Genomic DNA, 23,517 nt, shown 5'->3' with positions numbered 1-23,517 from the left:
AGGATATCAGTCACTTATTCCAGCCTCCCTTGCAGAAGCGAGAATCACAGCGAGACGCCCAAAAAGGACGTCTCAGTACAACTAACCCATAGAATCGGCCCCGCAACAACACTCTCATCCCCAACCTTCCCTCTATCATAAAAAATCTATCGTTTCAGGTTCTATCGACGAAGCCCGTTTCATAGATTGAATTAAGATAGTTTAGGAGGAATCAAACTATGAAATGGACATCAGCCACACTCAATCTCAGCCATGTTCGAAAAACGTTTCAGAGCGCCAGTTCCGTCGGAAAAACGTTTTTTATTCTCAGCACGGCAACCTTAGCCATCTTCGTTTTAATTGGCGTCGGCGGCTACTTTCAGAACAAAGCCAAAACCACCTCGCCGGTTTCGTCTATGAAAAGCTTGGCCGCATCCGTCACGAATCAATTTTTTATCGATATGCTTGGCATGGAAGTGCCTCATCTGAATAAAGACCAGAAGAAATTCACATTCTCTCAACATAATGTCTTTCATTTCGCTTTCCAATTCTTGACGGACATCAATCCGAGCGATCCAAAGAGTTTGGTAGCTAGCGAAGTCCCTGGGATGGATGCCAATAAGACGACGGTCTTGGTCAAAGGAAGCGGGAGCGCCATCAATCCGAGCGACCCGATCGATTACAGTCCCAATCCCTCCGATCTGGAAGCAGAGGCCAAAAATCCGCTTCCTTCACCATCGTTGGAGCCGTCACCCGTAGGCACGACAGCGCCTATCGCAAATCCGGTAGGACAACCGCCCAAAACGGCAGGTGACAATGTCGCTTTCATTTACCAAACGCACAGCAATGAATCCTTCCTGCCAGAGCTTAAGGGGGTTACGAACCCGGACAAGGCTTACAGCGATACCGTTAATATCATCTCAGTCGGCCAGCGCTTAGCGCAAAATCTAGAGAAAGACGGCATAGGCGCGGTTCATTCCCAAACGGTGTATCCGAGCACGGTTAAAAACTTCGAATATCCTTACTCCTACAAGTACTCGTTGAAAACACTCCAGGAAGCCGCAGCCCAACATCCGGATTTACAATATTACTTCGATATCCACCGCGATTCTGCTGCGCGAAATAAAACAACCGCCACGATTGACGGCAAGGATTACGCACAGGTGTATTTCATCGTCGGCGGGAAAAATCCGAATTGGAAGAAGAATGAGGAATTCGCCAATAAGATTCATCAAGTGCTGGAAGCCAAGCATCCTGGAATTTCCAAAGGGATTCATGCGAAGGAAGCAAGCGAAGGCAACGGGCTATATAATCAGAACTTTTCGCCAAACAGCATATTGATCGAGGTAGGCGGTCCGTACAACTCACTGGAGGAGTGCTACCGGACAACGGACTGGCTGGCGGAAGCCATTTCGGAAGTGATTTTGAACGCCAAAAAAGTGGATGCGCCGGTTGCAAACCCGAAGCAATCTTAAAAGCGAATTGAAGGAGGCCTTTCCATGAAGCTGAGGCAGTTTTATATCAAAGTGGGCTTGTTCGGATTGCTGCTGCTGTTCTGTATTTTGTTCGGTGTCAGCTTGGCATCCAGCGGGATGGAACGGATACAAGGTCCTCAGCCTTCAGGAAAAGCGGCTCAAGAAACTGTGAAGCCGGCTGCTGCCAATATCACAGCCACTACCGTTACGAAGCCATCGCCGGCCCCGAAAGGCGATGCGGCAGCCAAAGCCGCGGCAACCGCAAAGCCCGAGGCCGAAAAGAAAGCGGATCCCGTAGCCGACCACGACAATTCGCTGAATCATGTGGGCAACAAGCTCGGGGATCTGCTGCAAATTATTGCGCATCATGGCATCAAGCTGTTTGTGTCAATATTTGACGCTATACTAGGGAAAGGATAGCGGGTACATTGCTGCAACTTCCCACAACTGCTATAATGAAAATTATTTGCATGTTGTGGGGGTTAATACGTTAGCATGACTGACATTCGCGAAAGACAATCAAGAATTCGAAACTTTTCAATTATCGCTCATATCGATCACGGTAAATCGACACTGGCCGACCGTATTTTGGAATATACAGGAGCTTTGTCGACGCGTGAGATGCAGGAGCAAGTGCTTGACCAAATGGATCTGGAGCGGGAACGCGGAATTACGATTAAGCTGCAGGCGGTAAGGCTGAATTACCGTGCGGATGACGGCGTAGATTATATTCTCAACCTGATCGATACACCGGGACACGTCGACTTTACGTATGAGGTATCCCGAAGTCTTGCGGCGTGCGAAGGAGCTTTGCTGGTCGTCGATGCGGCGCAGGGGATTGAAGCGCAAACGCTGGCTAACGTGTATCTGGCTCTGGAAAACAATTTAGAAATTTTACCTGTTATTAATAAAATCGATTTGCCGAGTGCGGATCCGGATAAAGTGAAGCAGGAAGTTGAGGACGTGATCGGCCTTGATGCCAGCGAAGCGGTTCTGGCCTCTGCCAAAGCCGGCATCGGAATCAAGGAGATCATCGAGCAAGTTTGCCAGAAGGTGCCCGCACCGCAAGGCAATCCTGACAACCCGCTGAAAGCGCTGATTTTCGACTCCCATTACGACGCATACAAAGGTGTTATCGTTTATGTGCGTGTCGTGGACGGCTCGATCAAGGCAGGCTCCAAAATCAAAATGATGGCGACGAACAAAACCTTTGAAGTTATCGAGGTTGGAGCTTTCAAGCCAAGAATGTCCTCGGTTCCGTCGCTTGAGGTCGGAGATGTTGGTTTTATCGTAGCGGGCATCAAAAATGTCGGAGATACGCGCGTCGGGGACACGGTTACCGAAGCGGACCGCCAAGCGCCTGAACCGCTGCCGGGTTACCGCCGGATCAACCCGATGGTATTCTGCGGACTGTATCCGATTGAAACGACCGACTACAATGATTTGCGTGAAGCGCTGCAGAAACTGGAGCTCAATGACGCATCGCTACGTTTCGAGCCTGAAACGTCGACAGCTCTAGGTTTTGGCTTCCGCTGCGGATTCCTGGGACTGCTCCACATGGAAATCATTCAGGAACGAATCGAACGTGAGTTCAACATTCCGTTGATCACAACGGCGCCAAGCGTTATTTATCGCATTACCCTAACGAACGGGGATGTCATGGACATCGATAATCCATCGAATTACCCGGATCCACAGCGCATTGATTTCGTTGAAGAGCCTTACGTCAAAGCTTCCGTCATTGTGCCGAACGATTATGTAGGGACGATTATGGACTTGTGCCAAGGCAAGCGCGGCGAATACTTGAACATGGAGTATTTGGATTCCAATCGCGTCACATTGACTTACGACATCCCATTGTCCGAAATCGTTTATGATTTCTTCGACATGCTGAAATCCAGAACGAAGGGCTACGCGTCCTTTGATTACGAGTTATCCGGGTACAAGCGATCCAGTCTCGTGAAAATGGACATTTTGCTCAACTCCGAACAGGTTGATGCCTTGTCCTTCATCGTTCACAAAGATTCGGCGTACAACCGCGGCAAAATCATTTGCGATAAGCTGAAGGATTTGATTCCGCGCCAAATGTTCGAAGTGCCGATTCAAGCGGCAATCGGACAAAAGATTGTAGCCCGTGAAACGGTAAAAGCGATGCGGAAAAACGTCCTTGCCAAGTGTTATGGCGGTGACATTTCGCGTAAGCGTAAATTGCTCGATAAGCAAAAAGAAGGTAAAAAGCGCATGAAGCAGGTCGGCAGCGTTGAAGTGCCGCAAGAAGCGTTCATGGCGGTTCTCAAAATAGACGAATAGTTAGTGAATGAATAAGAAGCTGGGGTGGCAGAGTGCTCTGTCCCTTGGCTTTTTATCAGTTGATAGAAAGGAAATACCCCTATGCTAGTTACTTATGCGGCTCCAACAGCGGTGTATATTCATATCCCGTTTTGCACGAATAAATGCCATTATTGCGATTTTAACTCCTATGTGCTCAAAGGCCAGCCTGTGATGGAATATTTAGATGCGCTGGAACGGGAGATGGAGCTTACCGTAAGGAATAACCCGCCGGCCAAAGTAGAAACGATTTTCGTGGGCGGAGGCACGCCGACGGTGCTGCTTCCCGATCAAATGGAGCGGTTTTTGCGGATGGTCCGCACCTATTTCCCGGCAGATCCGGCCGAGGTTGAATTCTCGATGGAGGCCAATCCGGGAACGACGGATGAAGATAAGCTTGCCGTGATGAAAGAAGGCGGCGTCAACCGCATCAGCTTCGGCGTGCAATCTTTTAACAATGAGCTGCTGGCGGCGATCGGCCGCATTCATAATACGGACGATGTGCATCGCAGCATTGCGAATGCCAAGAAGCTCGGATTTGACAACTTATCCATCGATTTAATGTTCGGCCTGCCGAAACAAACCGTCGATATTATGAATGCCACCTTAGATGAGGCATTGTCGCTCGATCTTCAGCATTATTCCATTTATAGTTTAAAAGTAGAAGAAAACACGCTGTTTCATACGCTCTTCAACAAAAATCAGCTGCCGCTGCCAAGCGAAGACGAAGAGGTCGATATGTACGAGCTCATTATGAAGCGTTTGGAAGCCGCGGGTTACAAACAATATGAAATAAGCAACTTTGCCAAGCCCGGCCGGGAGAGCAGGCACAATACGATGTATTGGCGGAATCGCTCTTATTACGGGCTAGGTGCAGGGGCGCATGGCTATATGAACAGACAGCGCCATGTGAATGTGAAAGGGATTCAGCCTTACATCGAGGCGACAAAAACGGGCTTGCCTATTATGGAGCAATTCGAAGTCACACGGCAGGAAGCGATGGAAGATTTCATGATGGTTGGCTTGCGTCTGTTGGAAGGCGTTCGGAAAGCCGATTTCCAGGAACAGTTCGGGGAAACCATTGAATCGCATTTTGGTCAAACCATAAAGGGTTGGGAGCAGAAAAAGCTGCTGGAACGAACGCCGGAAGGGTATCGATTGTCCAAACACGGCATCCTGCTGGGCAATGAAGTGTTTGCTTCATTCCTCACCTAGGCCACTCATGAGGAGCTGTCCGAATCATACAAAAAATCCCTTGTGCAAATATACGTGATGTTGTATATTTATACATGAATCCACAAGCTGTTCAGCGGTGAAGCCGTGAGGACGCTAGCGTGGGTTTTATGCATTTTTGTTGCGATTGGTGGGGTGACAGTGAATTCATCAACTACAGTGTCCGTGAGGAAAGCGTCGATTAACGATATCGATAAGCTTTATGAAATTATACAAGGGTATGCGAAGCAGGGCATTATGCTGCCGCGCACCAAAGAGATGCTCGAGGAACAGATCGACTCCTTCGTCGTGGCCGAGCACGACGGCCTTCTCATTGGCTGCGGCTCCCTGACGAAGCTTGGGCCGGATCTAGTCGAGATCCGCTCGCTGGGGATGACGCCTGGTTACAAAGGGCAAGGGATCGGCGGCAAGCTTGTGAATTTCCTGGTTGAAGAAGCAAGAAGCCAAGGAATTGTGAAAGTGATGGCCCTGACGTATGAGGTTGCTTTTTTCCAAAAAAACGGATTTTCCTTAGTGCCAAAAGAGATTTTTCCGGAGAAGGTTTGGAAAGATTGCATGCATTGCAAAAAACAGTATTGCTGCGACGAAATCGCCGTACTTAAACGATTGGATTGACTTGACAACAGACCTTAGGGTCTGTTATTTTTGTATTAGGATTTAGCACTCACTAAATACGAGTGCTAACGAAAGTGATCATAGAGCGATTTGTGAAGAGGAGGGGTACTTGATGTTGACGGAACGCCAGCGCATGATTTTAAGTGCTATCATAGATGATTATGTTCGTTCAGCAGAGCCAATCGGTTCAAGAAGTATTTCGAAGCGGGGGAATGTCGGTTTCAGTCCGGCGACAATCCGTAATGAAATGTCCGATCTCGAAGAGATGGGTTACTTGGAGCAGCCCCATACGTCCGCTGGACGTATTCCCTCGCACAAAGGTTATCGTTACTATGTCGATCACTTGCTGCAGCACGGAACTTTGGCTGACAACGATCTGAATTCGATGAAAGGCGCTTTCGCCGAAAGAATTCATGAGATGGAAGGGGTCATTCAGCACGTCGCGGGAATGCTTTCCTCACTGACGAATTACACGTCGATCGTGCTCGGTCCCGAAGTTTTTAGCACAACCTTGAAGCATTTACAAATTATCCCGCTCTCGGAAACGACAGCCGTTGCGATTATCGTTTTGAATACGGGCCATGTCGAGAATAAAACAGTGACGATCCCTGAAGGCATACGGATGTCTGAAATTGAGAAGGTCGTTAATATTTTAAACTCCAGACTCAAAAATGTGCCGCTGATTCAGTTTAAGTCCCGGCTGTATAATGAAGTTTCAACCGAGCTGAGCAAATATGTGAATGGCTATCAGGAGCTGCTTTCCGTCGTGGAAAGCGTGCTGCAAAGCGATGATAAGGACCGTGTATTCCTTAGCGGTATGACCAATATGCTGACACAGCCTGAGTTTAAAGATGTTGACAAGGTGAAAAGCATTTTTGATCTATTGGAGGAAGCGCCAACGCTTATCAAATTATTTACACCATCCAATGAAGGCATTGAGATTAAAATCGGTGCTGAAAATAGTATTGAAGCGATCAATAATTGCAGCTTGATCACGGCCTCCTATTCGATCGGCGGCCAGCCTCTGGGTACGATAGGCATTCTAGGGCCAACGCGGATGGAATATGGCAGGGTCATTAATTTAATGAACCATTTATCTAAGCATATGGAAGACGTGCTGGGACGTTGGTACGGCAAATGAGCGGTATGAAGACGGTACACAGCGAAGGCGAAGAACGCTACTCTACCTTAGTTAATAATGCATCAGCCGTCAGAGCCATTTGTTCTGCGGTTGAGGGCACCCTGGGCCCTAAAGGGCTTGACACCATGCTGGTAGGCGGACAGGGCGAAGTGATCATCACGAATGACGGTGTCACGATCTTGGAAAAGATGGACGTCACCCATCCCGCAGCCAGACTGATGATTCAGGTTGCGCGAAGCCAGCAGCGGCAAATCGGCGACGGAACGACGACGGCAACGGTTCTTGCCGGCGCGCTGGTGCAAGAAGGCGTCGCCCAAGTCACGCGCGGCGTTCCGGTTGCCAAAGTCGTCAGCGGCATGCTGCAAGGCATCGAGCTGGCAGTAGAAAGCTTGGAGCGCCGGAGCCGCACGATCTCGGGTTTGGGTGATGCCGCGCTAAAGCGCATCGCCATCACGGCGGGCCGAGAGCAGCGAGATATCGCTAGGCTCATCGTTCAAGCCGCCGAAGCGGTCGGCGAGGCGAAGCTTCGCGAAGACGGCTACCGCTTCGCTGACAGCGTGATCGCCCATGAAGAGGCGAACAGCGAAGTATGGACCGGCATTCTGCTGAACCAGAAGCCGATGAACCTGCATCTCGAGCAGGAGCGCCGGGATGCCCGCATTCTTGTGCTGCATGACGCTTTGGAGCCTGAATCGGTCAGCGAGGAATCGCTGGTCACGGAAGCAGGCTTCGGACGCTACATGCAGCTCAGAGAGCACTTCCGCAGCTCGCTCGACTCGCTGCTGGAGCTAGGCGTCGGGCTGATTGCCTCCGACCGCGGGGTTGACCCCGAGGCGGAGCAGTTCTGCTCCGACCACGGCATTATCGTGCTGCAGCGCTTGTCCCGCAGGGACTTGCAGCTCCTGAGCGAGCACACCGGCGCCCGGCCGGTGCGGCGCACGGCGCTGCGCAAGAGCGCGCCGGAGCTTGGCGCGGCGCTAGGCCGCGCGGGCTATGCCGCGTACGACGAAGCGCTGGGGCGCGTGCGCGTAGCCGGCGGTCACGGCGAGCAGCACGTGACCGTGATCGTTGGCGCGGCGACGCGCGAAGCGGCGCATGAACGGTCGCGCATCGCGAAGGATGCCGCCTCGGCCGTGCAAGCCGCCGTGCGCGGCGGGTACTTGCCGGGAGGCGGCGCCGCGGAGATGGCGGTTGCGCACGATCTGGAGCGCCTTCGCGAAACGATGAAGGGCATGGAGGGCTTCGGCGTAGCCGCTGTCGCGGGAGCACTGCGCAAGCCGCTTGCTCAAATCGTCGTCAATGCGGGCTACAATCCGCTTGAGAAGGTGGAAGAGCTGAAAGCCGCGCAAATCGCGCTGGAAACCGACAGCCTCGGAATCGATTGTGACACCGGGCAGGTTACGGACTTCGTCGAAGCCGGCATTGTAGACCCAGCGGATGTGAAAATTCATGCGCTGCAGGCTGCAGGAGAGGTTGCTGCCGCCGTACTGCGTATTCATACGGTTATTAAGATGAAGCAGCCTTTTGAAGAAGGCTGAAGCTGGGTAAACTGACGATATAGAAATTTTGGTGTATTATGTTTAGGAGGTGAAGGACAATTGAGTACTGATAACAAAACAGATGAGCAAGACGTGAACACTACATACGCAGCCGATAACGAGCAAATCGCTGAAAACCAAGAAGATGCGGTTGCTCAAGACTCCCAAGCTGACGCTTCCCAGGAAGCTGGCGAACTGGAAAAGGCTCGTATGCAAGCCGAAGAAAACTATCAGCGTTTATTACGCGTTCAAGCGGACTTCGACAACTTCCGCCGCCGCGCCAGAGCGGAGAAGGAAGATTTCGCTAAATACGCTTCGCTTAAATTGATTGAGCAGCTTCTGCCGATTGTAGACAACTTCGATCGCGCGCTGGCATCAAGCAAAGAGGCGAAGGATTTCGACGCATTGGCGAAAGGCTTGGACATGACGTACCGCGGTATGTATCAAGTGCTGACGACCGAAGGTCTTAAGCCGATCGAAGCTGTAGGTCAGCCGTTTAACCCGGAATTCCACCAAGCTGTGATGCAAGTTGAATCCGACGAGCACGAAGAAGGCATTGTCGTTGAGGAGCTTCAAAAAGGCTACATTCTCAAAGATAAAGTCATTCGCCCGGCGATGGTGAAAGTTAGCGTTTAGAATTTATTATTAGATAAATATCCAATGAATTCACAGTTCCCTAGGAGCACAAAGGAGGAAGCTTTAACATGAGTAAAGTTATTGGTATTGACTTAGGTACAACAAACTCTTGCGTAGCAGTAATGGAAGGCGGCGAAGCCGTCGTTATTCCTAACCCTGAAGGTAACCGTACGACGCCTTCCGTTGTCGGTTTCAAAAAAGACGGCGAGCGCGTAGTCGGTGAAACCGCTAAGCGTCAAGCGATCACAAACCCTGACAAAACAATCAGTTCGATCAAACGTCATATCGGTACGAACCACAAAGAACACATCGACGGCAAAGACTACACGCCGCAAGAGATTTCCGCGATTATCCTGCAAAAGCTGAAAGCTGACGCAGAAGCTTACCTTGGTCAATCAGTGACACAAGCGGTTATCACGGTTCCAGCTTACTTCAACGACAGCCAACGTCAAGCGACTAAAGATGCTGGTAAAATTGCTGGTCTGGAAGTACTTCGTATCGTCAATGAGCCAACTGCCGCAGCGCTTGCTTACGGCTTGGAGAAAACAGAAGATCAAACGATTCTTGTTTATGACCTTGGGGGCGGTACGTTTGACGTATCCATCCTTGAACTTGGCGATGGCTTCTTCGAAGTTAAAGCAACAAGCGGTGACAACAAGCTTGGCGGAGATGATTTTGACCAAGTCATCATTGATTACCTCGTAGCTGAGTTCAAAAAAGAGCAAGGCATCGACCTAAGCAAAGATAAAGCAGCTGTCCAACGTTTGAAAGATGCTGCTGAAAAAGCGAAAAAAGAACTTTCCGGCGTACTGACAACGACGGTTTCCCTTCCGTTCATTACGGTAGCTGACGGCGTTCCTCAGCATTTGGAGCTTAACTTGACTCGCGCGAAATTCGAAGAGATTTCCGCTCATTTGGTAGAAAGAACACTTGGACCAACACGTCAAGCGCTGCAGGATTCCGGGCTTTCCACTAGCCAAATCGACAAAGTTGTTCTTGTCGGCGGATCCACACGTATTCCTGCGGTTGTAGAAGCCATCAAAAAATTGACAGGCAAAGATCCGCACAAAGGCGTTAACCCGGACGAAGTCGTTGCTCTTGGCGCAGCTGTTCAAGCTGGCGTTTTGACAGGTGAAGTGAAAGACGTTGTACTTCTAGACGTAACTCCGCTTTCCCTTGGTATCGAAACAGCAGGCGGCGTGTTCACGAAAATGATCGACCGCAACACGACGATCCCTACAACGAAATCACAAGTGTACTCCACTTATGCAGATAATCAAACTAGCGTTGAGATTCACGTACTTCAAGGTGAGCGCTCCATGGCTAGCGGCAACAAAACACTGGGCCGTTTCATGCTTGGCGATATTCCTCCGGCTCCGCGCGGCGTGCCGCAAATCGAAGTTAGCTTCGATATCGATGCCAACGGTATCGTTAACGTATCCGCTTTGGATAAAGGAACAGGCAAAAGCCAAAAAATCACTATCACTTCTTCCAGCGGCTTGAGCGATGCGGAAGTTGAGCAAATGGTGAAAGACGCGGAAGCGCATGCTGAGGAAGACCGCGCTCGCAAAGAGCTTGTAGAAGCTCGCAACGAAGCGGACCAACTTGTATATTCCGTTGACAAAACGATCAAAGATCTTGGCGACAAAGTTGACCAAGGCGAGATCGATAAAGCCAATGCTGCCAAAGAGAAGGTAACAGCTGCTCTGGCAGGCAACGATCTTGAAACGATCAAAGCAGCAACTGCAGAGCTTACAGAAGTGATTCAACAGCTTTCCGTGAAGCTGTATGAGCAAGCTTCTGCCGCTCAAGGTCCTGAAGGCGGCGCGGCTGGCGCTGGCGAAGCTCCTAAAGGCAGAGAAAATGTTGTAGATGCGGATTACGAAGTTGTTGACGAACAAAAAAAATAAACATATCCTATAGTAATACTGGATGTGCAGAAACGAATGAGTCAAAGCCAGCGGGGGGTTCTCCGTGGCTTTGACTTTCCGTTTGTAGTCTTGAACATGGGAGTGGAACAATGAGTAAACGTGATTATTACGAGGTGCTTGGGGTCGGCAAGGATGCTTCGCAAGAAGACATCAAGAAGGCTTACCGTAAAATGGCGCGTCAGTATCACCCTGACGTGAATAAAGCTGCTGATGCGGAAGATAAATTCAAAGAAGCAAAAGACGCTTACGATGTGCTAAGCGATGATCAGAAGAAAGCCCAATATGACCGTTTTGGCCACGTTGATCCGAACCAAGGTATGGGCGGCCAGGACTTCAGCGGCGGTTTTGGCGATATTTTCGATATGTTCTTTGGCGGTGGCGGCGGTGGGAACCGTCGTAATCCGAACGCTCCGCAGCGCGGAAACGATTTGCAGTACACGATGACGATTGAGTTCAAGGAAGCTGTTTTCGGCAAAGAAACCGACATTCACATTCCGCGAACGGAAAATTGCGATACGTGTCAAGGATCTGGCGCTAAGCCGGGAACGAAGCCTGAAACTTGCGGCGGCTGTCACGGCAGCGGTCAGCAGGAAGTCGTACAAAATACGGCGTTTGGCCGTATTGTTAACCGCCGCGTATGTAATCAATGTAACGGCACGGGCAAAATCATCAAAGAAAAATGCGGAACTTGTCATGGCGCCGGCAAAGTGAAAAAACAGCGCACTATTCACATCAAGATTCCAGCAGGTGTGGATGACGGCGCACAGCTTCGCGTATCCGGCGAAGGTGAAAGCGGCACGCGCGGAGGCCCGTCAGGGGATCTTTACGTTGTTATTCGCGTGAAGTCCCATGAATTCTTCGAACGCGAAGGCAATGACGTTTACTGCGAAGTGCCTTTAACGTTCATGCAGGCGGCGCTTGGCGATGAAATCGAAATTCCTACGCTGACGGAGAAAGTGAAGCTCAAGATTCCGGCAGGCACGCAAACCGACACGTATTTCCGTTTAAAAGGAAAAGGGGTTCCTCACTTGCGCGGCTTCGGTCAAGGGGACCAGCACGTGAAAGTGATCGTCGTAACGCCGACGAATTTGAGCGAAGATCAAAAAGATTTGCTGCGCCAGTTCGGCAAACAAAGCGGCGAGCATACGCATGAGCAAAATCAATCGATTTTCGAGCGTATGAAAAGAGCCTTCTTAGGCGACTAGAAGGGGCTTCTCCCAGAATATGAACACTCCCTTGGAGTTTTCGCAGATCTCGGATCTGTTGAAAATACCAGGCGGAGTGTTTTTTGGCATTTAGGAAAGAATCCCCTTTTTTAGGTTTGTTTACATTCAGCAAATATTATATGGAATCTTTTACATAGCGAATACTTCCGGATAACGTCCTCTTAATCTATGAACGATATGATAGATAACGTGAGATTCTTAATATTTGGAGGGAATACAACTTGAAAAAAAGCTTGAAACAAATCATGGGTTCCGGTCTTACGCTTTCCTTACTGGCCTTAAACGTAGCAGGCGTAGCAACAGCAGCTGAAACGACTCCGTCTTCCGTACCTGCGGCGCCGGCGCAATCGAAGAATTTGATTGTATTGATCGGTGACGGCATGGGGCCGGCTGAAGTAACGGCAGCAAGATATTACTCCAAAAAGTTTTTAAATAAAGACCGCTTAGAGCTTGATGGCGGATATTATGTCGGTAAAGCAACTACATACTCGCAAGCAGGTCCATACACATCGGAATCCGGTGCTGTCACGGACTCAGCTGCAGCTGCAACAGCTTTTTCTACAGGAAATAAAACATACAATAACGCAATCAGCGTTTCCAACGGCGACGTCGCCAAGCCTTTTGGTTCGATCATTGAAGCCGCGATGAAGCAAGGTAAAGCAACCGGCCTTGTTACAACAGACAGCATTGTCGGCGCTACTCCTGCGGTTTGGGCATCCCATGTTCGTCAACGCAGCAACCAGAATGCCATCGCTTCCCAATACCTCGCTAGCGGTGTCAATGTATTTTTCGGCGGCGGTAAAGTGAACTTTGTGACGAAAGACGAAAAAGGTAAACGTACGGATAAAAATATTATTCCTGACTTCGAAGCTAAAGGCTACACAACGGCGTTTGATAAAAAAGGATTGGACGCAATCCCTGCAACAGCGGATCATGCGCTCGGACTTTTTGCCATGAATGAGATTCCTTATGTACTTGATCGTGATGCGAATACGCCGAGCTTGCCGCAATTAACGCAAAAAGCGCTTGATATTTTATCGCAAAACAAAGATGGTTTCGTGCTGATGGTTGAGCAAGGCCGTATCGATCACGCTGGCCACGCCAATGATCTTCCTGCCAACATTCAAGAAATGCTGGAGCTTGACGCCACGTTCAAAACATTGGTTGATTTCGCCAAAAAAGACGGCAACACTTCCGTTGTTGTAACGGCTGACCATGAAACAGGCGGTTTGTCCTTAGGGATCAACAACGTGTACGAGTTGAATGTAGATTTGTTCAATAAACAAAAGCACTCTTATGAGTATTTGGACGCTATTTTGAAAACTGCGCAAACCGCGGATGACGTGCGTAAAATCGTTGCCGATAACATTGGTTTCACAGATTTGTCTGACGAGGAAATTGCGTTGATTTTGAAAGGTGACGGTTCCTCTTACGGACGCGCTGGCGGCTACAATGCCGTTGTTTCCAAACGATTGGCTGTTGGCTGGACAGGACATGGTCATACTGGCGTAGACGTTGGCGTATGGGCTTATGGACCTATCGCTTCCTTGGTCAAAGGTGATGTCGATAATACAGATATCGCAAAAAGCGGTGCGAAAGTAATTGGCGTTGACCTGGCCGCTGCGACGAAAGAACTGCAAGACAAATACTTGTATCCGCTCTTCAAAGTGACGCGTGACAACAAGACGTTGTTTACGGCGAAATCACTGGCTGAAGCTTTAGACATTCAAGTGGCATGGGACGAAGCGACGAAAACAGTTACGCTGTCCAAAGGCAGCCAGAAGCTCTCGGTGCTTGTTGAAACCGGCGCGATCACGGAAAACGGAACGGCTAGCACACTGGTTGGCCAAGTAGACAATGGCAAGCTGTATCTGCCGCTGGAAGCTTTCAACACGTTGACTGGCAAAACGATGACATGGGATTCCGTTAACGAGCGCATCGTGAAAAACTAGAGGATAGTAAGGAATAAAGGACAGGGGAACACGCTTCCCTTGTCCTCTTTTCCTATCTTTGACCTATGAATATGGAGGACATCTATGATTGAGATGAACAATATTTCCAAATCGTTCACGATGCATGGACAGCGCTTATCGATTCTTAACGTTCCTCAGTGGAAGATCCGGCAAGGTGAACGAATAGCTCTGCTCGGTCCGAGCGGCAGCGGCAAAAGCACGCTGCTGCATCTGTTGAGCGGCGTTATGATTCCGGACGAAGGCGAAATATGGGTGAACGGTTTGCCTCTTCACGGGTATTCGCAAAGCAAGAGAGACCGTTTTCGGGCGGAGCATGTCGGTTACATTTTTCAAGATTTTCATTTGCTATCGTCCTTGACCGCCAGACAAAATGTGGAGCTAATCATTCCGCGAGAATGGTCCAAGAAGCAAGCGAAAGAGCAGCTGGATAATTGGTTTGACAGAGTCGGGCTGAAGGATCGCCAACATCATATGCCGTATGAGCTGTCAAGAGGGCAGCAGCAGAGAGCTGCGATCATTCGCGCGCTGATCGCCAAGCCGCAGCTTGTTTTGGCCGATGAGCCTACAGGGAGCTTAGACTGGGAGACGGCAGGCGAGGTCATGTCTTTGCTGCTGAACATCTGTGAGTCAGAGAAGCTTACGCTTGTAACGGTTACTCATGATTTGCATTTAGCGGAAATGTATCCGAAGCGTGTGCATATCGGAGAGATTAACGAGGTGTCAAGGAGAAATGCCGTATGAAAATAATCGGGTTAGTCTGGAGAAACATGCTTCACCGGAAAACGCTCTCTCTTCTTACTGTTATATCGGTAACGGTTACAGCTGCTTTGGTCGTCTTTTTGCTGCTTTGCAGCGAAGGGCTGGAGCAAGGAGCTGAGAAGGGCTACGGCCCTTTCGAAGTAACGATCGGTGCCAAGGGAAGCGCATCGCAGCTTGCGCTGAACACGTATTATCATGTCGGCGCTCCGACAGGGAATGTGCCTTACGCTTTGCTGGATGAATTGCGTAAAGATGAGTCTGTTGATCGCGCGTTCGCGATGACGACAGGGGATAACTATAATGGATTTCCCATTGTAGGGATGGAACCCGGCTATTTTGCAACCCGCTATGGTTCGGACAAACAATTGGCTCAAGGGAACATGTATGGAAAGCTTGGCGAAACGATTGTCGGTTCTCATGTCGCGAGCACCTTAGGGCTGCATATTGGGGATAAGTTTCAAGGCGCGCACGGGTTGGTGAAAGGTTTGGAGGAAGCGGAAGAGGAAGAAGGGACGGAGGAAGAGGAGCATCATCACAACTTTAGCTATACGGTAGTTGGCATTTTGCCTCCTCTGTTTACGTCTGACGATCGAGCTGTTTTTACGACGCTGGATTATGCTTGGGCTGTTCACGGGGGCCAGGACGGGGAGCATAGGGAAGTTACTTCTATTTTAATTAAGCCTAAGACGCTGATCGGAGCTCAATCCATTAAGACGAAGTACGGGCAAATGAGCAACGTTCAAGCGATTTATACAAGCAAAGCGGTGGCTGATGTCGTAAACGTCGTAGATAAAGGGACAAGCGCGCTAAGCGTCGTAACCGTGATTTGTATTTTCTTGGCGGCGGTTTCCATCTTGCTTTCTCTTGTTGCAGCTGTCAATGAGCGTAAAAAAGACGTGGCTTTACTGCGTTTAATCGGAAAATCAAAAGGATTTATTTGGTCTTCGCTGATCGGAGAAGGTTTGCTGCTTACGTTGATTGGACTTGTGTGCGGGATTCTCGCAGGCCATATAGGCGGTTATTTGAGCCGTGACATTGTGTTTGAATTTACAGGCCTGCAGCTGCAATCCTGGCAGTTCATGCAGGGAGAATGGCTGCTTATTGCAGGAACGTTAGCTATTGGCGTAGTTGCGTCCATAGGACCGGCGCTGCAAGCCTATCGTGTTGACCCTTTGCAATTGTTTAAGTCATGAAGTTTGAGGTGAGATGGATGAAAAAAAGGTTATATCTACTGAGCTTAGCCGCAGTCATGCTCGTTGCAGGATGCGGTCAAAAGCAAGCGGTCACCGCCGGTCAAGCTTTTGGCAGCTCGGAAACGGCGGCGCTAGCAACCACCGCGCCCGCTTTGCGTGCCGAGGAAACGGCAGCCGCCAAGCCCGCATCTTCGGCTGCGCCGGAAATTGCGGTTCCAACTGCAGCGCCCCAGCCAACTGCGGAAGCTGCAGAGGCAGCATCAATGAAAGCTGCGCAGTCAGCGGCGCCTCCGTCTCCCAAGGCTGCGGATGCGCCAAAAGCCGTGCCTAGCTCAGCTCCCGCAGCTGAACCTGCGGCGGTCAAAGCTGATGCAGCTCCGGCACCTGGCGCCCAGCCGAAGCCTAAGGCGGATGAGACGGGTAAGCCTGCGAAGCCGGCGGCTTCATCGCCGAACGAAATAAACTGGGATCAATTTTTTGATAATGACAAGCAGGATAGGCCGTCTGAGCGCTTCTGGGATATGAGCGGCAAAAGCGTTCAAATCAAAGGGTTTATGGGGGAAGTGCTTTCCTTTGACAAGCATTGGTTTCTGCTCATACCGAAACCGGGAGCCGAATGTCCTTTTGACAACGGAGATGAAACCTATTGGAACAAAATTATGATCGTATTTGTGCCTGACGATGTGAAGCTCCGGTACACCTCCGGCCCTCTGCTCATTAAAGGCAAGCTCGATGTCGGAGTAAAGCTCGATGAATCGGGCTATAAGACGATGTTCCGTCTTTACGATGCATCCTTCGAGAAAATAAAGGAATAGCTGGCTTTTGTATAAAAAGAACGGTCTTTGGCAAACTAAAAACTGGATTTTACTATGATAGCTTTTAGGAGGTTCAAAGATGAGTCCGAAGCAAAGCCAAGACAAGCAAAGTCAATTGCCGGTTGCCAAGAACGAGGACGTAGAATTTGCGGCTGAGGTTGCAGACAGGGACGATTTCGAGGCTGCAGAGCGGGCGAAAGCCGCAGATCACAGACAGGAAGAAAGTTAACATGGCAGAGAGAGCCATTCTTGCTTATTTTCATTCTCCTGAGCAAGCCGAAGGCGCGGCAGCCAAGCTGAAAGCACTTAGAGCCGCCGATGTGCAGGTGGACCGGTTTGACAACGATATCGGACGCGGATTCGAATCCGCGATGGCGGACAGCATGTTGAGCGTAGACGGAGATGTCAATGCAGTTGGCCTGGATATCATACTGGCTGCGGTTATTGACGATTCCGTGTATGAGCAAGCATGCCGTGTCATTGAGGACGCCGGCGGCTCCATATAAGCTGCAAAAAGCATCTATTTCCCGCGAATGCCGCGAGCCATAGATGCTTTTGTTTGTATGAACCGTTTAAATCAGCACGTTCATTAATCGAACCAGGACATCCGGAACATTCGTAATGATGCTTGTGACGCCAAGCTTGAGCATACGCTTCATCACGTCTTCATCGTTGACAGTCCAAGCGTAAACTTCTTTATTGTGCGCAGCGGCTTCCTTCATAAACTGTTCGTTAATCATCGGATAAGCTGCGGAAATCACATCATAATCGGGACTCTCCCAAATCGCGGCCATATCGGTTTTCTGACCGATAAGAAGACCCGTTTTAATGTGCGGATTCAGTTTCCTTACTTTATGCAGCAAGCCGGGATCAAAGGATGTTACCGTGCATTGCTTTTCAAATCCGTGGGCATTAATGATATCAACGGTTTTTTCAGCGAGCTGCTTGACATGCCCGTTATTTTTCAATTCGATATTTAGTTTAATACGGTCCTTGGCCAGATCGATCACTTCATCGAGGGTCGGGACGCGTTCATTCTTAAATTTAGGGCTGAACCAACTGCCTGCGCTGGCTGCAAGCAGCTCAGACGAGGTGACTTCCCACATGTTTTTATTAATTCCTGTCGTGCGGCGCGCATTGTCATCGTGCATAACCATAACGACACCGTCCGACGTTTCTTGCACGTCAAGCTCGGCAAAGCCGGCTTTATCCGCAATAGCTTGGCGGAAGGCGCTGAGCGTGTTCTCAGGCGCTTTTTGGGAGCTGCCGCGGTGAGCGGTAACTTGGCTGTAGTTGTTAGCCAGTAAAGTGGCGCTAGCAAAAGGTGTCGAGAGCTCCAGCCCGACAATAATAAGAAAAATAAGTAGTGTTCTGACCATAGGGAAGACTCCATTCCAGCATAGTATGAGGGCGGTAATGGCCATTGCTAACTGCTATCCACCTTTATTCAAAAGTAGCATGAATGTATTAGGAAGATATTAAGAAAACAATAAAATATAGCGCTTTCATGCAGCCTATTTTACCCAAGAAGCGAAGTGTAGTACAATGATCTGTGAAAATAGCCCCGATGGGCTTATTTTGCGAAGGGAATAACCGACAGGAGGAGCAATACCGATGCTTTGGCAAGAATTAACTGTACATACGACAGAAGAAGCAATAGAAATGATTACGAACTTTGTTCATGAATTGGGCGCTGGGGGCGTCTCCATTGAAGAATCGGGGACATTAAACAAGGAGCGGGATACGTCGTTCGGCCAATTGTACGAAACGCCGTTTAATGATATTCCGGAAGGAAGAGCCGTGATCAAAGGTTATTTTTATCATGGAACAGACATGGAACCTATTATGGTTAATCTGAAGGCTTCCGTTGAACAACTGAGCGATTATGATATCGATACGGGCAATCCGACTTATGAATTAAGAGAAGTGGATGACGAGGATTGGGCGCATGCTTGGAAGCAATATTTCAAACCGATCCGCATTACAGACCGTCTAACGATTAAACCGACATGGGAAGATTACACACCTTCGCCGGATGAGCTGATTTTGGAGCTTGATCCAGGCATGGCGTTCGGAACAGGCACACACGCGACGACGTCGCTGTGCTTGAAAACACTCGAGAGCGTGCTCCAGCCGGGGGACGATGTGATTGACGTAGGAACCGGTTCCGGTATTTTATCCGTTGCCGCCGCCAAGCTCGGAGCCAAGCATGTGCTGGCTGTGGATTTGGACCCTGTCGCTGTAACAAGTGCCGAAGACAATACGAAGCAAAATGGACTTGAAGACAAAATTACGGTCAAATTGAGCGACTTGCTCGGCGTTCTGAAGGAAAGCGCAACAGAAGGCGCTGACAAGCTTGGCGTCTCGGTTCCGGTGCAGCTCGTTGTCGCGAACATTTTGGCTGAAGTTATTGTAACCTTTGTTGACGATGTCTATGAGGTGCTGCAGCAAGGTGGCTATTACATTACGTCCGGTATTATTACCGCTAAGGAAGAGCTAGTCGAAAAAGCGCTGGTTGACGCCAAATTCACAATTGTAGAGAAAAACTATGATTCGAATTGGGTTGTGATCGTAGCTAGAAAGCTGTAGGTGTCCATCTATGGGAGGATTATTGTTTTATGACTGGAGCACGCTGCCTTTTGTCATTCTGGTGCTTGTGCTTTCGTTTACCATTCATGAATTCGCTCACGCGTATAGCGCTTATAAATTAGGAGACTCTACGGCCTATCAATTCGGCAGGGTCTCCCTTAATCCTATGGTTCACTTGGATCTCTTCGGGACGATCATGCTGCTCATTGCCGGTTTCGGTTGGGCGAAGCCTGTGCCTGTAAACCGTGGAAATTTCAAAAATCCCCGTTTGATGGGGATTATCGTAACGGCGGCAGGACCGATAAGCAACTTGATTCTGGCATTTATTAGTTTATTTGTCATAGCGCTTTTTCAGAAATACGGTTGGATTAAAGGAATGGACAAGGGAACCGGCGACGCAATCTCGCTGTTTCTTGAATTAATGTTAACTATTAATATTAGGCTATTTTTATTTAATTTGATTCCTATTCCACCATTAGATGGTTATCGGATTATTCAAGACGTAGTTAATCTACGACATAGTGAAGCTTTAATTAAATTTGAGCAATGGGCATCTGTGATCTTTTTGTTAATTGTTTTTGTTGGGCCGTTAAGACGAGTAACTTTAGATCCATATTTAGGCTTAGGCTATGACATTCTCAAGCTCTTCTCTAGACCAATTGCATGGATTCTCGGCATGTAACTGCCAAGTTCATCCCTTTGTAGCTTTTCTGGTGCAAAAAAGGTATGATGGTGAGTGGAAGATTCACGAATTCACTTACGATACACGACACATTGAAATGAACGAAGATAGAGAGGCTTTGACTATGCAGCGTTATTTTCTTCCGGCAGAGCAGTTTCACTCCGGCAATCAGACCGTCACCATCGAAGGAGACGACGCACATCATCTGATGCGAGTGATGCGGGCAGACATCGGAGACAAAGTTATTTGCAGTAATGGCGTAGACCGCGAAGTACTCGTACGGATCTCCCAATTAGATAAAGGGCTGGTTACCGCGGAAATTGTAGAGGAACTGCCTATGGACGCCGAATCGGCTGTTCAGGTGTGGATTGCCCAAAGCCTGCCCAAAGGCGACAAGATGGAAACGATTATTCAAAAAGGGACCGAGATCGGGGCAGCCCGGTTTCTTCCTTTTTTATCGGAACGTACGATTGTGCAGTATGATGCCAAGAAAGAAGCGAAGCGGACGGAACGCTGGCAGAAAATTGCCAAAGAAGCCGCGGAGCAAGCGCACAGGAATCGTGTGCCGCAGGTGGAAGCCGTTTATTCTTGGAAGCAGCTGCTGCAGCGAGCCAAGGAAGCTGACGTGGCTTGGATTTGCTACGAGAAGGAAGACGGGCAGCAATTGAGGCCTGCCATTCAGGGCGCGCTAGCCGCCGGCAAATTGGGACAAGGAAGCAAAGTCGTTATTGCAGTCGGGCCGGAAGGCGGATTTACGGAGCAGGAAATCAAGCAGGCCGAAGAGGCGGGCTTTCGTTCCGTGTCGCTGGGGGCACGCATTTTACGCACGGAGACTGCTGCTATGGTAGGTCTTACGTGTCTTTTCTATGAAACCGGAGAGATGGGAGGATAAGCGTTATGGCAACGGTAGCGTTTCATACACTAGGTTGTAAAGTTAATTTCTATGATACAGAAGCCATTTGGCAGCTTTTCAAAAATGAGGGATACGAGCAGGTCGATTTCGAGCAAACGGCTGATGTCTACGTCATTAATACGTGCACGGTGACGAATACGGGGGATAAAAAGAGCCGCCAAATGATTCGCCGGGCAATTCGCCGCAATCCGGAAGCGATTGTTGCGGTGACAGGCTGCTATGCGCAAACTTCACCTGCGGAAATTATGGCGATTCCGGGTGTCGATATGGTTATCGGGACGCAGGACCGTGACAAAATTATTCCGATTGTGAAACAGTTTGAGCAGGATCGCCAACCGATCAATGCGGTGCGTAACATCATGAAAACACGCCAGTTCGAGGAACTGGATGTACCTGACTTCGCGGATCGGACCAGAGCTTTCTTGAAAATCCAAGAGGGCTGCAACAACTTCTGCACGTTCTGCATTATCCCTTGGTCGCGCGGACTGATGCGCAGCCGTGAGCCGCAAAGCGTTATTGCGCAGGCGGAGCAGCTGGTAGCTGCCGGCTATCAAGAAATCGTTCTGACGGGTATTCATACCGGCGGTTATGGCGAAGATATTGAAGATTACAGCTTGGCTAAGCTGCTGTGGGATCTGGACAAAGTCGAAGGTTTGAAACGTATCCGTATTTCTTCGATCGAAGCCAGCCAAATTACCGACGAAGTCATCGAGGTTTTGAAATCCTCGGACAAAATGTGCCGTCATCTGCACATTCCTTTGCAGGCGGGAGACGATCGTGTATTAGCGCGCATGCGCAGAAAATATACGACAGCCGAATTTGCCAGCAAAATTGAGCGCCTGCATGAAATTATGCCGGATGTTGCCATTACGACGGACGTGATTGTAGGTTTCCCTGGCGAAACCGAGGAAATGTTCCGTAACGGCGTTGAATTTATGGAACGCATGAAATTTTCTGAAATGCACGTTTTCCCTTATTCCAAACGGACAGGCACGCCTGCTGCGCGGATGGAGGATCAAGTGGATGAGGAAATCAAAAATACGCGCGTGCACGAGCTGATCGATCTCTCCGAGAAAATGCAGCTGGCGTATGCGCAGCAGTTTGTCGGTCAAGTGCTGGAAGTTATTCCGGAACGTGCTTACAAAGGCGCTCCTGACAGCGGATTGTACATGGGTTACTCCGATAACTATGTACAGCTTGTTTTCGAAGGCTCTGAGGACATGATCGGCCAAGTTTGCCGCGTCAAAGTAACGGAAGCCGGCGTGAATGAAAGCAAAGGCCAATTGGTTCGTGTCCTAGAAACAGCATCCGTCGTAAATCTGTAGTCGCATTTTTTGGCGGTAACCCCTACCTCTACGCGTGGTCGCTCATCTTTGAATGACCGCGCTAGAGGTTTTCTCTATTAACCGCAGCGGTGCAAGTTAGGAACGGAACTCAAGGCGCTTCCACACCTGCAGATAACAAAAAGGCAAAGCGAGCAGCGAGCAGGCAACGTTGAAAATCGTCTGCGAGCGGGCGATTTGCGCCGATGCGTCATCCGCCAGCATGGCTGAAACGCTGACAAGCTGGTGGATGAAGGGGTAAAAGAGGAGGGCGCCCCCGACGTTGAGAAGGATATGCGACCAGGCGACGTAACGCCCGGCGCGGGAGGAGCTCATCCCGGCGATCAATGCCGTCACGCAGGTGCCGACATTGGCGCCGATCGTGATGGCAATGCCCAGCTCGACGGGGATGCCTTGGATCGCGGCGAGGCCCATCGCCATGCCGATGACGGCAGCGCTGCTGTGTACCAGCGCCGTGACGGCTGCGCCGGCGATAATGCCCCACAGCAGGCTCTGCTGGGCTTCCTGGACAAACCAGGCGAAAAGCCCGCGGGACTGCAGCGCAGGCCCGATCGTCTGCATGATCTCGATGCCGAGCAGCACGAGAGCGAACCCGGCGCCCGCCAGCGACCCGAAGCGGACGCTGCGCAGCCACTCGCGGCCGGCGGACGGCGAGGGAGCATGTTGCCGCAGCGCCGCAAAGGACGGCAAAGGCCCGGCCAGCCAGCTCGCCATCCAGATGCTGGCGCATACAATCAGGATCGGCACGCCGATCCCCCCGAGGCTGAGTCCGATCAGCTCGGTGGTGAGGCAGGTGCCGATGTTGCTGCCGAGAATGACGCCCAGCGTTCTCGGGAAGGTCAGGACGCCGGCGCTGACAAGGCCGATGGCGATCACGGTGATGGCTGTGCTGCTCTGCAGCGCTGCCGTTAGGACCGTGCCGGTGACGAGGCCGCGTACCGGGGTGCGGGTAAACCGCTCCAGCCATAGCTGAAGGCGGGGGCCGGCCCACATCTGAAGCGACGTTTCCATCAGCTTCATGCCGAACAGAAATAACACTAAGCCTGTGACCACAGGCAGAATAATCGTATGTATCATGATTTCGTTCTCCCTCGTAAGCGCACTTTTTTTACTATCAAATCAATATATGTGACCGTACAGACAAGCAT

22 protein-coding genes are annotated in these 23,517 nt (G+C 50.1%); 20 read left to right on the top strand and 2 right to left on the bottom strand.

Going from position 1 to position 23,517, the window contains the following annotated elements; genetic code table 11:
• Nucleotides 1-218 precede the first annotated feature (218 nt).
• The 16 genes from spoIIP to AC3WRW_RS06565 all read left to right on the top strand — a co-directional run bounded on the left by spoIIP (nt 219) and on the right by AC3WRW_RS06565 (nt 17,348).
• On the top strand, nt 219-1,454 hold the full coding sequence (gene spoIIP / locus AC3WRW_RS06640) for a stage II sporulation protein P (RefSeq protein ID WP_492545555.1): 1,236 nt from the start codon (nt 219-221) through the stop codon (nt 1,452-1,454).
• Between the two features lie 24 nt (nt 1,455-1,478).
• Entirely contained in the window at nt 1,479-1,874 is a 396-nt protein-coding gene (locus AC3WRW_RS06635; RefSeq protein ID WP_492545554.1) for a DUF3679 domain-containing protein, read from the top strand.
• Between the two features lie 75 nt (nt 1,875-1,949).
• Nucleotides 1,950-3,764 (top strand): translation elongation factor 4, encoded by a 1,815-nt coding sequence (gene lepA, locus AC3WRW_RS06630; RefSeq protein ID WP_492545553.1) that lies wholly within the window; start codon nt 1,950-1,952, stop codon nt 3,762-3,764.
• A gap of 81 nt (nt 3,765-3,845) precedes the next feature.
• Nucleotides 3,846-4,997, top strand: coding sequence for a radical SAM family heme chaperone HemW (gene hemW, locus AC3WRW_RS06625; protein WP_492545552.1), 1,152 nt, complete (start codon nt 3,846-3,848; stop codon nt 4,995-4,997).
• Nucleotides 4,998-5,156: 159 nt separating this feature from the next.
• Nucleotides 5,157-5,630, top strand: coding sequence for an N-acetyltransferase (locus tag AC3WRW_RS06620; RefSeq protein ID WP_492545551.1), 474 nt, complete (start codon nt 5,157-5,159; stop codon nt 5,628-5,630).
• 112 nt (nt 5,631-5,742) lie between these two features.
• Nucleotides 5,743-6,771 carry a heat-inducible transcriptional repressor HrcA gene (hrcA, locus tag AC3WRW_RS06615; RefSeq protein WP_492545550.1) on the top strand — a complete coding sequence of 343 codons (1,029 nt, stop codon included), beginning with the start codon at nt 5,743-5,745 and terminating at the stop codon, nt 6,769-6,771.
• The gene (locus AC3WRW_RS06610) at nt 6,768-8,309 is read left to right on the top strand and encodes a TCP-1/cpn60 chaperonin family protein (protein WP_492545549.1); all 1,542 of its coding nucleotides are present in this window, start codon (nt 6,768-6,770) and stop codon (nt 8,307-8,309) included. The genes hrcA and AC3WRW_RS06610 overlap by 4 nt, the downstream gene beginning before the upstream one ends.
• A gap of 60 nt (nt 8,310-8,369) precedes the next feature.
• Entirely contained in the window at nt 8,370-8,945 is a 576-nt protein-coding gene (gene grpE, locus AC3WRW_RS06605) for a nucleotide exchange factor GrpE (protein WP_492545548.1), read from the top strand.
• Between the two features lie 68 nt (nt 8,946-9,013).
• A complete protein-coding gene (dnaK, locus tag AC3WRW_RS06600; protein ID WP_492545547.1) occupies nt 9,014-10,855 on the top strand; it encodes a molecular chaperone DnaK in 1,842 nt (613 codons plus the stop codon).
• Nucleotides 10,856-10,965: 110 nt separating this feature from the next.
• The gene (gene dnaJ / locus AC3WRW_RS06595) at nt 10,966-12,081 is read left to right on the top strand and encodes a molecular chaperone DnaJ (RefSeq protein WP_492545546.1); all 1,116 of its coding nucleotides are present in this window, start codon (nt 10,966-10,968) and stop codon (nt 12,079-12,081) included.
• Between the two features lie 242 nt (nt 12,082-12,323).
• A complete protein-coding gene (locus tag AC3WRW_RS06590) occupies nt 12,324-14,054 on the top strand; it encodes an alkaline phosphatase (protein WP_492545545.1) in 1,731 nt (576 codons plus the stop codon).
• A gap of 84 nt (nt 14,055-14,138) precedes the next feature.
• A complete protein-coding gene (locus tag AC3WRW_RS06585; RefSeq protein ID WP_492545544.1) occupies nt 14,139-14,816 on the top strand; it encodes an ABC transporter ATP-binding protein in 678 nt (225 codons plus the stop codon).
• Nucleotides 14,813-16,027, top strand: a complete 1,215-nt coding sequence (locus AC3WRW_RS06580) for an ABC transporter permease (RefSeq protein WP_492545543.1) — start codon at nt 14,813-14,815, stop codon at nt 16,025-16,027. The genes AC3WRW_RS06585 and AC3WRW_RS06580 overlap by 4 nt, the downstream gene beginning before the upstream one ends.
• A 17-nt stretch (nt 16,028-16,044) precedes the next feature.
• Nucleotides 16,045-16,842, top strand: a complete 798-nt coding sequence (locus AC3WRW_RS06575; RefSeq protein ID WP_492545542.1) for a hypothetical protein — start codon at nt 16,045-16,047, stop codon at nt 16,840-16,842.
• A gap of 79 nt (nt 16,843-16,921) precedes the next feature.
• The gene (locus tag AC3WRW_RS06570) at nt 16,922-17,071 is read left to right on the top strand and encodes a YfhD family protein (RefSeq protein WP_492545541.1); all 150 of its coding nucleotides are present in this window, start codon (nt 16,922-16,924) and stop codon (nt 17,069-17,071) included.
• Between the two features lies 1 nt (nt 17,072).
• Nucleotides 17,073-17,348, top strand: coding sequence for a hypothetical protein (locus tag AC3WRW_RS06565; RefSeq protein WP_492545540.1), 276 nt, complete (start codon nt 17,073-17,075; stop codon nt 17,346-17,348).
• A 66-nt stretch (nt 17,349-17,414) separates the two neighbouring features.
• Here the strand turns inward: AC3WRW_RS06565 and AC3WRW_RS06560 are convergent, their stop codons facing one another.
• The gene (locus tag AC3WRW_RS06560; RefSeq protein WP_492545539.1) at nt 17,415-18,221 is read right to left on the bottom strand and encodes a glycerophosphodiester phosphodiesterase; all 807 of its coding nucleotides are present in this window, start codon (nt 18,219-18,221) and stop codon (nt 17,415-17,417) included.
• Nucleotides 18,222-18,456: 235 nt separating this feature from the next.
• Between AC3WRW_RS06560 and prmA the strand changes: the two genes are divergently transcribed.
• The 4 genes from prmA to mtaB all read left to right on the top strand — a co-directional run bounded on the left by prmA (nt 18,457) and on the right by mtaB (nt 22,351).
• On the top strand, nt 18,457-19,431 hold the full coding sequence (prmA, locus tag AC3WRW_RS06555; RefSeq protein ID WP_492545538.1) for a 50S ribosomal protein L11 methyltransferase: 975 nt from the start codon (nt 18,457-18,459) through the stop codon (nt 19,429-19,431).
• A 10-nt stretch (nt 19,432-19,441) separates the two neighbouring features.
• Nucleotides 19,442-20,113 carry a site-2 protease family protein gene (locus AC3WRW_RS06550; protein WP_492545537.1) on the top strand — a complete coding sequence of 224 codons (672 nt, stop codon included), beginning with the start codon at nt 19,442-19,444 and terminating at the stop codon, nt 20,111-20,113.
• A gap of 124 nt (nt 20,114-20,237) precedes the next feature.
• Nucleotides 20,238-21,005, top strand: a complete 768-nt coding sequence (locus AC3WRW_RS06545; protein WP_492545536.1) for a 16S rRNA (uracil(1498)-N(3))-methyltransferase — start codon at nt 20,238-20,240, stop codon at nt 21,003-21,005.
• A 5-nt stretch (nt 21,006-21,010) separates the two neighbouring features.
• Nucleotides 21,011-22,351, top strand: coding sequence for a tRNA (N(6)-L-threonylcarbamoyladenosine(37)-C(2))-methylthiotransferase MtaB (gene mtaB, locus AC3WRW_RS06540; protein ID WP_492545535.1), 1,341 nt, complete (start codon nt 21,011-21,013; stop codon nt 22,349-22,351).
• Nucleotides 22,352-22,447: 96 nt separating this feature from the next.
• Here mtaB and AC3WRW_RS06535 read toward each other — a convergent pair whose 3' ends face one another.
• Complete coding sequence (locus AC3WRW_RS06535) at nt 22,448-23,446, bottom strand: Na/Pi cotransporter family protein (RefSeq protein ID WP_492545534.1); 999 nt, start codon at nt 23,444-23,446, stop codon at nt 22,448-22,450.
• Nucleotides 23,447-23,517: the final 71 nt, after the last annotated feature.

The organism is Paenibacillus sp. FW126-R14 (assembly GCF_058789495.1).
Note: the sequence above shows the minus strand (reverse complement) of the source record. Positions and strands in the feature narration are given on the sequence as shown.

What these genes read in the sequence shown, in the direction of transcription:
- spoIIP (WP_492545555.1), top strand. Translation starts at nt 219, where the DNA reads ATGAAATGGACATCAGCCACACTCAATCTCAGCCATGTTCGAAAAACG.
- AC3WRW_RS06635 (WP_492545554.1), top strand. Translation starts at nt 1,479, where the DNA reads ATGAAGCTGAGGCAGTTTTATATCAAAGTGGGCTTGTTCGGATTGCTG.
- lepA (WP_492545553.1), top strand. Translation starts at nt 1,950, where the DNA reads ATGACTGACATTCGCGAAAGACAATCAAGAATTCGAAACTTTTCAATT.
- hemW (WP_492545552.1), top strand. Translation starts at nt 3,846, where the DNA reads ATGCTAGTTACTTATGCGGCTCCAACAGCGGTGTATATTCATATCCCG.
- hrcA (WP_492545550.1), top strand. Translation starts at nt 5,743, where the DNA reads ATGTTGACGGAACGCCAGCGCATGATTTTAAGTGCTATCATAGATGAT.
- AC3WRW_RS06610 (WP_492545549.1), top strand. Translation starts at nt 6,768, where the DNA reads ATGAGCGGTATGAAGACGGTACACAGCGAAGGCGAAGAACGCTACTCT.
- dnaK (WP_492545547.1), top strand. Translation starts at nt 9,014, where the DNA reads ATGAGTAAAGTTATTGGTATTGACTTAGGTACAACAAACTCTTGCGTA.
- dnaJ (WP_492545546.1), top strand. Translation starts at nt 10,966, where the DNA reads ATGAGTAAACGTGATTATTACGAGGTGCTTGGGGTCGGCAAGGATGCT.
- AC3WRW_RS06585 (WP_492545544.1), top strand. Translation starts at nt 14,139, where the DNA reads ATGATTGAGATGAACAATATTTCCAAATCGTTCACGATGCATGGACAG.
- AC3WRW_RS06580 (WP_492545543.1), top strand. Translation starts at nt 14,813, where the DNA reads ATGAAAATAATCGGGTTAGTCTGGAGAAACATGCTTCACCGGAAAACG.
- AC3WRW_RS06575 (WP_492545542.1), top strand. Translation starts at nt 16,045, where the DNA reads ATGAAAAAAAGGTTATATCTACTGAGCTTAGCCGCAGTCATGCTCGTT.
- AC3WRW_RS06570 (WP_492545541.1), top strand. Translation starts at nt 16,922, where the DNA reads ATGAGTCCGAAGCAAAGCCAAGACAAGCAAAGTCAATTGCCGGTTGCC.
- AC3WRW_RS06565 (WP_492545540.1), top strand. Translation starts at nt 17,073, where the DNA reads ATGGCAGAGAGAGCCATTCTTGCTTATTTTCATTCTCCTGAGCAAGCC.
- AC3WRW_RS06560 (WP_492545539.1), bottom strand. Translation starts at nt 18,221, where the DNA reads ATGGTCAGAACACTACTTATTTTTCTTATTATTGTCGGGCTGGAGCTC.
- prmA (WP_492545538.1), top strand. Translation starts at nt 18,457, where the DNA reads ATGCTTTGGCAAGAATTAACTGTACATACGACAGAAGAAGCAATAGAA.
- AC3WRW_RS06550 (WP_492545537.1), top strand. Translation starts at nt 19,442, where the DNA reads ATGGGAGGATTATTGTTTTATGACTGGAGCACGCTGCCTTTTGTCATT.
- AC3WRW_RS06545 (WP_492545536.1), top strand. Translation starts at nt 20,238, where the DNA reads ATGCAGCGTTATTTTCTTCCGGCAGAGCAGTTTCACTCCGGCAATCAG.
- mtaB (WP_492545535.1), top strand. Translation starts at nt 21,011, where the DNA reads ATGGCAACGGTAGCGTTTCATACACTAGGTTGTAAAGTTAATTTCTAT.
- AC3WRW_RS06535 (WP_492545534.1), bottom strand. Translation starts at nt 23,446, where the DNA reads ATGATACATACGATTATTCTGCCTGTGGTCACAGGCTTAGTGTTATTT.